Annotated in this window: 9 protein-coding genes; 4 read left to right on the forward strand and 5 right to left on the reverse strand. The window is 64.5% G+C overall.

What is annotated here, in order from left to right:
* Positions 1–34 precede the first annotated feature (34 nt).
* On the forward strand, positions 35–883 hold the full coding sequence (locus tag NGM28_RS26440) for a DUF6279 family lipoprotein (RefSeq protein ID WP_252092286.1): 849 nt from the start codon (positions 35–37) through the stop codon (positions 881–883).
* A 105-nt stretch (positions 884–988) separates the two neighbouring features.
* Here the strand turns inward: NGM28_RS26440 and aceK are convergent, their stop codons facing one another.
* Complete coding sequence (aceK, locus tag NGM28_RS26445; RefSeq protein ID WP_252092287.1) at positions 989–2,704, reverse strand: bifunctional isocitrate dehydrogenase kinase/phosphatase; 1,716 nt, start codon at positions 2,702–2,704, stop codon at positions 989–991.
* A gap of 190 nt (positions 2,705–2,894) precedes the next feature.
* Here aceK and NGM28_RS26450 point away from each other — a divergent pair, with 190 nt between their 5' ends.
* Positions 2,895–3,770, forward strand: coding sequence for a DMT family transporter (locus tag NGM28_RS26450; protein WP_252092288.1), 876 nt, complete (start codon positions 2,895–2,897; stop codon positions 3,768–3,770).
* 71 nt (positions 3,771–3,841) lie between these two features.
* On the opposite strand, the gene NGM28_RS26455 is transcribed toward NGM28_RS26450, so the two are convergent.
* From NGM28_RS26455 to cysK, 4 genes are all read right to left on the reverse strand, one after another.
* Positions 3,842–4,723, reverse strand: a complete 882-nt coding sequence (locus tag NGM28_RS26455) for a DMT family transporter (RefSeq protein ID WP_252092289.1) — start codon at positions 4,721–4,723, stop codon at positions 3,842–3,844.
* Positions 4,724–4,839: 116 nt separating this feature from the next.
* Complete coding sequence (locus NGM28_RS26460) at positions 4,840–5,004, reverse strand: hypothetical protein (protein ID WP_167535663.1); 165 nt, start codon at positions 5,002–5,004, stop codon at positions 4,840–4,842.
* A gap of 144 nt (positions 5,005–5,148) precedes the next feature.
* Positions 5,149–6,084 carry an aspartyl/asparaginyl beta-hydroxylase domain-containing protein gene (locus NGM28_RS26465; protein ID WP_011535083.1) on the reverse strand — a complete coding sequence of 312 codons (936 nt, stop codon included), beginning with the start codon at positions 6,082–6,084 and terminating at the stop codon, positions 5,149–5,151.
* Between the two features lie 146 nt (positions 6,085–6,230).
* Positions 6,231–7,205, reverse strand: a complete 975-nt coding sequence (gene cysK, locus NGM28_RS26470) for a cysteine synthase A (protein ID WP_240063669.1) — start codon at positions 7,203–7,205, stop codon at positions 6,231–6,233.
* A gap of 283 nt (positions 7,206–7,488) precedes the next feature.
* Here cysK and NGM28_RS26475 point away from each other — a divergent pair, with 283 nt between their 5' ends.
* Both NGM28_RS26475 and NGM28_RS26480 read left to right on the forward strand, forming a co-directional pair.
* Complete coding sequence (locus NGM28_RS26475; protein ID WP_023629931.1) at positions 7,489–8,334, forward strand: AAA family ATPase; 846 nt, start codon at positions 7,489–7,491, stop codon at positions 8,332–8,334.
* Between the two features lie 13 nt (positions 8,335–8,347).
* Positions 8,348–9,526, forward strand: a complete 1,179-nt coding sequence (locus tag NGM28_RS26480; protein WP_240063670.1) for a vWA domain-containing protein — start codon at positions 8,348–8,350, stop codon at positions 9,524–9,526.
* Positions 9,527–9,586: the final 60 nt, after the last annotated feature.

Consider the following 9,586-nt stretch of genomic DNA (forward strand, 5'->3'; position numbering starts at 1 on the left):
GCCCCTTGCGTCCCAGCCCAGCAGGGATCCGCCCATGCTCAAGCGCCTGCTCATCGCCGTTGCCGTCGCCCTCGCCATGGCGGCCTGCAACCGTATCGATGTGGCCTACCGCAACCTCGACCACCTGGTGCCTTGGTCGCTGGGCGATTACCTGGACATGAACCGCGAGCAGAAGCGCTTGCTCGACGAACGGCTCAAGGAGCAGCTGGCCTGGCACTGCCGCACGCAACTACCCGGCTACCTCGACTGGCTCGACCAGGTGCGCTCGATGGTCGCCAACGACGCGGTGACCGATGACGCCTTGCAACAGCGTGCCCGGGAGGCGCGCCAGGCCATTGGCAGAGTCGCCGTGGCCATCACCCCCTCGGCCACCGAACTGCTGCGCGGCATGAACGACGAGCAGGTGGCCGAGATGCGCCAGGCGTTTCGTGCCGACATCGCCAAACGTCAGAAAGCCTACGCCGACACCCCGTTGGTCAAGCAGATCGAGCAGCGCGCCGCGCGCATGCAGAAGCGCCTGGAACCCTGGCTGGGCGAGCTCAGCACCGAGCAGCATCAGCGGGTGATGCGCTGGTCCCAGGCCCTGGGCGACCAGAACCGCCAGTGGATCGCCAACCGCGCCCACTGGCAGCAACAGCTGGTGCTGGCGCTCAACCAGCGTGGCGACGCCAGTTTCGAGCCGCGCCTGGCGCAGTTGCTGCAGCGCAAGGAGAGCCTGTGGACGCCGGAGTATCGCCAGGCGTTCCAGAGCAGCGAACAAGAAGCGCGCAGCCTGCTGGTGGACCTGATGAAGCAGAGCAGCCCGGCGCAGCGTCAGTACCTGCAACAGCAACTGGGCAAGGTGCGGGCGGATTTCAGTGAAATGAAGTGCCTGAAGCGCTGAGTACGGCCTCTGTAGGCTTTAGCCGCGATCACCCGCGAAGCGGGTGCCAGGCACCGCATTGTCTGCATCGCGGCTAAAGCCGCTCCTACAAGGAATCCCCCGCTCTCAGCGCCCCCTGCGCCGATACGGAAACACATCAATCACTTTCCCGGCGCGAATGGCCTCCTGCAGCCCCTTCCAGTAATCAGCGTCATACAGCTCCCCATGCAACCGGCTGAACAACCGCCGCTGGCCGATATCGGCGAATAGAAATGGCGGGAACTCCTCGGGAAATACATCGTGCGGCCCGATCGAATACCACGGTTCCCCGGACATCTCGTCCTCGGGGTAGCGCGGCGGCGGGATATGCCGGAAGTTGACCTCCGTAAGAAAGCTGATCTCGTCGTAGTCGTAGAACACCACCCGGCCATGGCGGGTGACGCCGAAGTTCTTCAGCAGCATGTCACCCGGGAAGATGTTCGCCGCCGCCAGTTGCTTGATGGCCAGCCCGTAGTCTTCCAGCGCCTCCAGCACCTGCCCCTCGCTGGCATGCTCCAGGTACAGGTTGAGCGGGGTCATGCGCCGTTCGGTCCAGCAGTGGCGGATCAGCACCGTGTCACCTTCCAGGCTCACGGTGGAGGGCGCCACCTCCAGCAGCTCGGCCAGGCACTCGGGGTCGAACTTGCCCTGCGGGAAGCGAAAATCGGCGAACTCCTGGGTATCGGCCATGCGCCCGACACGGTCGACGCTCTTCACCAGGCGGTACTTCTCGATCACCGTGGCGCGGTCAACGGTCTTCGACGGCGAGAAACGGTCCTTGATGATCTTGAACACGGTGTTGAAGCCCGGCAGGGTGAACACGCTCATGACCATGCCACGCACCCCCGGGGCCATGACGAAGCGGTCGTCGCTGTTGGCCAGGTGGTTGATCAGGGCGCGGTAGAACTCCGACTTGCCGTGCTTGTAGAAGCCGATCGAGGTGTACAGCTCGGCGATGTGCTTGCCCGGCAGGATGCGCTTGAGGAAATTGACGAACTCACCCGGCACCGGCACGTCGACCATGAAGTACGAGCGGGTGAAGGAGAAGATGATCGACACTTCGGCTTCGTCGGTGATCAGCGCGTCCGCCTCGATCCCGTGCCCTTCACGGTGCAGCAGCGGGATTACCAGCGGCCATTGTTCGTCGGGGGTGTACAGGCGCCCGACCAGGTAGGCCCCCTTGTTGCGGTAGAGCACCGGGGTGAACAGCTCGATCTTCAGCTGCGGGTCCTTGCAGACCCAGTCGGGCAGGCATTCGCGCAGTTGCTCCTCCAGGCGCGACAGGTCGGCCGCCAGGTCGCCATAGGGCACATCGAATGCATAGTCGGCGAAGATCGCCCGCAACAGCCCCTTGAGCCCGTCCGCCAGCGTATAGGTACGCGTTTGCGCTGCACGCTCATGGACGCGCATCGAGGGCCGGGTGGTGTGGATGAACATGCAGCCATCGCTGATCTGGTCATGGCTGAACAGGCTGCAGAACAGCGAGTTGTACCAAGTCTCCGACAACTCATCGTCCAGGCGCGGGTCGATCAGGCGGATATAGGCGTTCTTGACCAGTGGCCACTGCTCGACGTCCAGCAGTGTCCGTGCTTCGAATCCTTTACGCAGCCGGCCGTTGGCCTCGGTGACCTTCTCTTCGTACAGGTTGATGCGCGCCGCCGCCGCGCGCTGGATGTCCTGCCACTGCGCCCGCTCGAAGCGCTCACGGGCACCGAGGGTGATGCGGCGGAAATGCTCACGGTAGTCGTCGAAACCGTCGAGGATCACGCGGGCGATCTCGGCGGCGGGCCAGGGTTGGGTCATGCGGGGCCTCCGGTGCAGGGTGCAGCGCTGAGCTTAGCCCATTCCGTTCCCCGGCAAACCAGCCCCCACAATCCAGTAGGAGCCGGCTTGCCGGCGAACAGCCTCACCCGTTTACACAGCAAGAAAGCACAAGAATCCCGCCCATCCCCTGACGTACACTCGCGCCCCTGCCCTACCGCCGGAGAATACCGTGAGCCCCACCGCCCTAGCCCGCCTGCTGACCCTCGCCGCCGTCTGGGGGGCAAGCTTCCTGTTCATGCGCATCATCGCCCCCGAGCTCGGCACGGTGCCGACGGCGTTCTTCCGGGTGTCCATCGCCTGCCTGGGCCTGGTGGCGATCCTCGCCGCGGCACGGGTGCGCTGGGACTTCCAGGGCAAGCTGGGAGCCTGCCTGGTGCTGGGGATGATCAACTCGGGGATCCCGGCGACCTTCTATTCGGTGGCCGCACAGGTGCTGCCGGCCGGCTACTCGGCGATCTTCAACGCCACCACGCCGTTGATGGGGGTGCTGATCGGGGCCTTGTTCTTCCGCGAAGCGATGACCCTGCCCAAACTGTGCGGGATCTTCCTCGGCCTGTTCGGCGTCGGCATCCTCAGCGGCGCCGGCCCGGTGGCGCTGGACATGGCCCTGGTGCAGGGCGCCCTGGCGTGCCTGGCGGCGACCACCTGCTATGGGTTTGCGGGCTTTCTCGCGCGGCGTTGGGTTGCCGGGCTGGACAGCCGGCTGTCGGCGCTGGGCAGCATGCTGGGGGCCACGCTGCTGCTCAGCCCGCTGTTCGCCTGGAGCGCATTGACCCAACCACCGGCCAGCTGGGGCGGCTGGGAGGTGTGGCTGTCGTTGCTGGGCCTGGGGCTGCTGTGCACCGCGTTCGCCTACATCCTGTACTTCCGTCTGCTGGCCGAAATCGGGCCGGTCAAGGCCAGTACCGTGACCTTCCTGATCCCGGTGTTCGGGGTGCTGTGGGGGGCGTGGCTGCTGGGTGAGCCACTGTCGATGGCGCATCTGTATGGCGGGGTGCTGATTGGCGCGGCGCTCTGGCTGGTACTCAAACCTGCCAGAGCATGACACGTCCTTGTAGGAGCCAGCCTTGCTGGCGAAGGCGGCCGCATTCGCCAGCAAGGCTGGCTCCTACAGGTTTACGCCTCGGCTGCGCGTAGCGCCGGCTTGCGGAACACGAACAGCAGCCCGACCACGATCAGCCCCATCCCCAGCAGGCTCAACGGTGCCAGGCGGTTACCGAAGATGATGAAGTCCATCACCGCGGTCACCGCCGGCACCAGGTAGAACAGGCTGGTGACGTTGACCAGGTTGCCCTTGGCGATCAGCCGGTACAGCAGCAGGGTTGCCAGCAACGACACCACCAGCCCCATCCACAACAGGGCGCCGATGAAGTGCATGTTCCATTCGACGTGCAGCGCCTGGAACGGTGCGAACACCGCGCACAGGGCAAACCCGGCCAGGTACTGCAAGGGCAAGGTGCCCATGGGGTTGTCGGTGATGCGCTTCTGCAGGATCGAGCCCAGGGTCATGCTGGCCAGCGCCAGCAGGGCGAACAGCATGCCGGCGAGCGAGACCCCGCCCAGGTTGATGCCCTGGTAGACCACCATCACCAACCCGGCCAACCCGAGTCCCAGCCCGAACAAGCGGCTTAAGGAGCGCTGGCGCTCCATCAGGACCACGGTGAGGATCGGCTGCACGCCCATGACCGTGGCCATGACGCCAGGGGTGACATGGGTGTTCAACGCCAGCAGGTAAAAGATCTGGTAGGCACCGAGCAGCACGCCCCCCGTGCCCAGGGCACGCAGGATCGCGCCACGGCTGCGCGGCCAGCGCAAGCCGAGCATCGGGCTGATCAGCAGCAGGCCACACAGCGCCAGCGCCGAGCGCAACAGCAGGAAGGCGAACGGGCTGGCCTGGGCCAGGCCGAGCTTGGAGACGATCGCCCCGCTGCTCCACAGCAGGACGAACAGGCTGGTGGTGGCCGCCGAGGCCACGGATGCTTTGGATAAGACAGACATGTATTGCCACCTGTATACGGGCAAATGAGCCGTACGGAGGGCCTATCGCATAACGAGGGGATGGCCGACCGTGTTCAGTAGGGTGCGCGTGCGGTGGGGAGACGGCCAGTGGCCGGTCAGCCCAGCACCACGACTGCGCGAGTGGGCGGAGCTACGCCGCCTACGACGCCACTGACAGGTGGTGGGTAGTGACTGATCATGGCCGGCTGCTGGCTGCCACGCACGACCACGCCCGCGACAGGCGCGAGAACGTAAGCGGTGGTGGAAGGGATGGCTGGCATGAACAGGTCTTCTGGGAAGTGAGTGTTTCGGAATATAGCGGTGAATCGAGGGCTCGGCAATACGCCATGTCGACCTTGTTCGCCGGCAAGCCGGCTCCTACAGGGGTAGCGCACATCTGTAGGAGCCGGCTTGCCGACGAACTATCAGAACAACCAGCGGTACAGCGCGTAGGCGACCACCACCGCCAGCACCGGCCGCAGCACGCGGTAGGCCTTGGGGTTGGCGCGCTTGAACTGCTTGACGCGGGTGCTGATGACATTGCTGAAGCGCTTGCTCCAGGCGTAGGCCTGGTTGATCCCGCCGACGCGTTCGTCATCGGTGTTCTGCGGCGCGGTGGCGCGGCCGAGGAAGGCGCTGACCTTGCGGTTGATGCGGGTCATCAATGGGCTGTTGAGCGGGCGCTCGACGTCGCAGAACAGGATCACGCGGGTGACCTCGGTCTCGTTCTTGACCCAGTGCACGAAGGTTTCGTCGAACATCACGTCCTCACCGTCACGCCAGGCGTACGGCTGGCCGTCGACGTAGATGCGGCAGTTGTCCGAGTTGGGGGTGGACAGGCCCAGGTGATAACGCAGGGAGCCGGCGAACGGGTCACGGTGCGGGTTCAGGTGGCTGCCACCGGGCAACAGGGCGAACATAGCGCCCTTGACGTTGGGGATGCCGCTGACCAGTTCGACGGTCTTCGGGCAGAGCGCTTCGGCCGACGGCAGCGGCTTGTCGTACCACTTCAGGTAGAAGCGCTTCCAACCCTTCTTGAAGAAGGAGCCGAAACCGGCGTCGTTGTCTTTCTCCGCGGCGCGGATGTACCCCTCGTCGAACAGGCGCATGGCCTCTTCGCGGATCACCTCCCAGTTGTCCTTGAGCACGTCCAGCTCCGGGAAGCGCTGGCGGTCCAGGTAGGGCTTGGAGGGCACGCCGGAGAACAGGTACATCAGGCTGTTGTAGGGGGCGAACAGCGCCGAATGATTGACGAACTGGCGCAGCACCGGCAGGCGCGCCTTGCCGCGCAGGTGCACGAACAGCACACTGCCGAAGAACACCAGCAGGACACCTGCCTTGGCGACAAAGGAAAAGGTCATGCAACACTCCTTGGAGGGGAAATCTGGCCATCCCCGGATAGCCGGACATCATAAACCCATCAGGAGCAGCTGCAAGCCAGAAGCTGCAAGCCCAAGCTGATCCGCGTCAATACGGACACGCCTTCTTGTAGCTTGCAGCTTGTCGCTTACTGCTGGTTTTCCTGCTCGGTGAACAGGTCGCTGAACAGCATGCTCGACAGGTAGCGCTCGCCCGAGTCCGGCAGGATCACGACGATGGTCTTGCCCTGCATCTCGGGTTTCTCGGCCAGGCGCACCGCCGCCGCCATGGCCGCGCCACAGGAGATGCCGCAGAGGATGCCCTCCTCCTGCATCAGGCGGATGGCCATGGCCTTGGACTCTTCCTCGGTGACGGTCTCGACCTGGTCGACGATAGACAGGTCGAGGTTCTTCGGCACGAAGCCGGCGCCGATGCCCTGGATCTTGTGCGGGGTTGGCTTGAGTTCCTCGCCGGCCAGGGTCTGGCTGATCAGCGGTGAGTTCACCGGCTCCACCGCCACCGACAGGATCGACTTGCCCTGGGTGTGCTTGATGTAGCGCGACACACCGGTAATGGTGCCGCCAGTGCCGACACCGGCCACCAGCACGTCGACCGCGCCATCGGTGTCGTTCCAGATTTCCGGGCCGGTGGTCTTTTCGTGGATGGCCGGGTTGGCCGGGTTGTCGAACTGGCCCGGCAGGAAGTGCCGGGACGGGTCCGAGGCGACGATCTCGTTGGCCTTCTCGATGGCGCCCTTCATGCCCTTGGCCTTGTCCGTCAGCACCAGCTCGGCGCCCAGCGCTTTCAATACCTTGCGCCGCTCCAGGCTCATCGAGTCGGGCATGGTCAGCACCAGCCGGTAGCCACGGGCGGCGGCGACGAAGGCCAGGCCGATGCCGGTGTTGCCGGAAGTGGGTTCGACGATGGTCATGCCCGGCTTGAGTTTGCCGCTGCTCTCGGCGTCCCAGATCATGCTGGCGCCGATCCGGCACTTCACCGAATAGCCCGGGTTGCGCCCCTCGATCTTGGCCAGGATGGTCACCCCACGCGGGGCGATGCGGTTGATCTGCACCAGCGGCGTGTTGCCGATGGAATGGGCATTGTCGGCGTAGATACGGCTCATGGCGGGGTCCCTTGAATGCATGGACGGGCGGATTGGCCTTCAAGGGTAAGCCTGCCTTGCAAGGGCGTAAAGCCCGTTCCAGGGCGCGGGGTGACGGACCATTCAGGGACTGAATACCCGGTCTGCGTTTGCAGCCGCCGGGTGCGGGGTTATAGTCGCTGACAAATCACAAACATGTGTTGCCCGCACTGCCCCTTTCGCCGGCAAGCCGGCTCCTACCTGGACGTGTAGGAGCCGGCTTGCCGGCGAAAGGGCCCGCGCAGCCCCCGCAGAGGATCGGTTCATGAAGTTCGAAGGCACCCGCGACTACGTCGCCACAGACGACCTGAAGCTCGCGGTCAACGCGGCCATCACCCTGGAGCGCCCGCTGCTGGTCAAGGGCGAGCCCGGTACCGGCAAGACCATGCTCGCCGAGCAACTGGCCGCCTCCTTCGGCGCCCGCCTGATCACCTGGCACATCAAGTCGACCACCAAGGCCCACCAGGGCCTGTACGAGTACGACGCGGTCAGCCGCCTGCGCGATTCGCAGCTGGGCGTGGACAAGGTCCATGACGTGCGCAACTACCTGAAGAAGGGCAAGCTGTGGGAGGCCTTCGAGGCCGACGAGCGGGTGATCCTGCTGATCGACGAGATCGACAAGGCCGACATCGAGTTCCCCAACGACCTGTTGCAGGAACTCGACAAGATGGAGTTCTACGTCTACGAGATCGACGAAACCATCAAGGCGAAGCAGCGCCCGATCATCATCATCACCTCCAACAACGAGAAAGAGCTGCCTGACGCCTTCCTGCGCCGCTGCTTCTTCCACTACATCGCCTTCCCCGACCGCGCCACGCTGCAGCAGATCGTCGACGTGCACTACCCGAACATCAGCCAGTCGCTGGTCAGCGAGGCGCTGGACGTGTTCTTCGACGTGCGCAAGGTCCCGGGCCTGAAGAAAAAACCGTCCACCTCCGAGCTGGTCGACTGGCTCAAGCTGCTGATGGCCGACAACATCGGCGAAGCGGTGCTGCGCGAACGCGACCCGACCAAGGCCATCCCGCCGCTGGCCGGCGCCCTGGTCAAGAACGAGCAGGACGTGACGCTGCTCGAGCGCCTGGCCTTCATGAGCCGGCGCGGCAACCGCTGACAGGAGCCGGGCCATGCTGCTCAACCTGTTCAATGAAATGCGCGCGGCCAAGGTGCCGGTATCGGTACGCGAGCTGCTCGACCTGCACCATGCCTTGCAGAAGGGCGTGGTGTTCGCCGACATGGATGCGTTCTATTACCTCGCCCGGGCCATCCTGGTGAAGGACGAGCGCCATTTCGACAAATTCGACCGGGCATTTGCTGCTTACTTCAAGGGCTTGGATAGCCTCGACCGGCATATCGAGGCCTTGATCCCCGACGAGTGGCTGCGCAAGGAGTTCGAACGCTCGCTGACCGATGAGGAGCGCGCGCAGATCCAGTCCCTGGGCGGCCTGGACAAACTGATCGAGGAATTCAAGAAGCGCCTCGAGGAGCAGAAGGAACGCCACGCCGGCGGCAACAAATGGATCGGCACCGGCGGCACCAGCCCGTTCGGTTCCGGGGGCTTCAACCCCGAAGGCATCCGCGTCGGCGAGGCCGGCAAGCGCCAGGGCAAGGCCGTGAAGGTGTGGGACCAGCGCGAGTACAAGAACCTCGACGACCAGGTCGAGCTGGGCACGCGCAACATCAAGCTGGCGCTGCGGCGCCTGCGCAAGTTCGCCCGCGAGGGCGCCGCCGAAGAGCTCGACATCGACGGCACCATCGACCACACCGCCCGTGACGCCGGGCTGCTGAACATCCAGATGCGCCCCGAGCGACGCAACACGGTGAAGCTGCTGTTGCTGTTCGACATCGGCGGTTCGATGGATGCCCACGTCAAGGTGTGCGAGGAGCTGTTCTCGGCCTGCAAGACCGAGTTCAAGCACCTGGAGTACTACTACTTCCACAACTTCATCTACGAGTCGGTGTGGAAGAACAACATGCGCCGCACCTCCGAGCGCTTCGCCACCTTCGACCTGCTGCACAAGTACGGCGACGACTACAAGGTGGTGTTCGTTGGTGACGCGGCCATGGCGCCCTACGAGATCACCCAGCCGGGTGGCAGCGTCGAGCACTGGAACGAAGAAGCCGGGTACGTGTGGATGCAGCGCTTCATGGAGAAATTCAGGAAGATCATCTGGATCAACCCGTACCCGAAGCAGGCCTGGGACTACACCGCTTCGACCCACCTGGTGCGGGACCTGATCGAGGACCGGATGTTTCCGCTGACCTTGCAGGGGTTGGAAGACGGGATGCGTTACCTGTCCAAGTGATAGTGCCTGTCCTGGCCTCTTCGCCGGCAAGGCCGGCTCCTACAGCTGCACCACCGATCC

It is taken from the genome of Pseudomonas sp. MWU13-3659 (genome assembly GCF_023757525.1).
In the GTDB taxonomy this organism is placed as follows: Bacteria; Pseudomonadota; Gammaproteobacteria; order Pseudomonadales; family Pseudomonadaceae; genus Aquipseudomonas; species Aquipseudomonas entomophila_E.

What these genes read in the sequence shown, in the direction of transcription:
- NGM28_RS26440 (WP_252092286.1), top strand. Translation starts at nt 35, where the DNA reads ATGCTCAAGCGCCTGCTCATCGCCGTTGCCGTCGCCCTCGCCATGGCG.
- aceK (WP_252092287.1), bottom strand. Translation starts at nt 2,704, where the DNA reads ATGACCCAACCCTGGCCCGCCGCCGAGATCGCCCGCGTGATCCTCGAC.
- NGM28_RS26480 (WP_240063670.1), top strand. Translation starts at nt 8,348, where the DNA reads ATGCTGCTCAACCTGTTCAATGAAATGCGCGCGGCCAAGGTGCCGGTA.
- NGM28_RS26460 (WP_167535663.1), bottom strand. Translation starts at nt 5,004, where the DNA reads ATGCCAGCCATCCCTTCCACCACCGCTTACGTTCTCGCGCCTGTCGCG.
- NGM28_RS26465 (WP_011535083.1), bottom strand. Translation starts at nt 6,084, where the DNA reads ATGACCTTTTCCTTTGTCGCCAAGGCAGGTGTCCTGCTGGTGTTCTTC.
- NGM28_RS26475 (WP_023629931.1), top strand. Translation starts at nt 7,489, where the DNA reads ATGAAGTTCGAAGGCACCCGCGACTACGTCGCCACAGACGACCTGAAG.
- cysK (WP_240063669.1), bottom strand. Translation starts at nt 7,205, where the DNA reads ATGAGCCGTATCTACGCCGACAATGCCCATTCCATCGGCAACACGCCG.
- NGM28_RS26455 (WP_252092289.1), bottom strand. Translation starts at nt 4,723, where the DNA reads ATGTCTGTCTTATCCAAAGCATCCGTGGCCTCGGCGGCCACCACCAGC.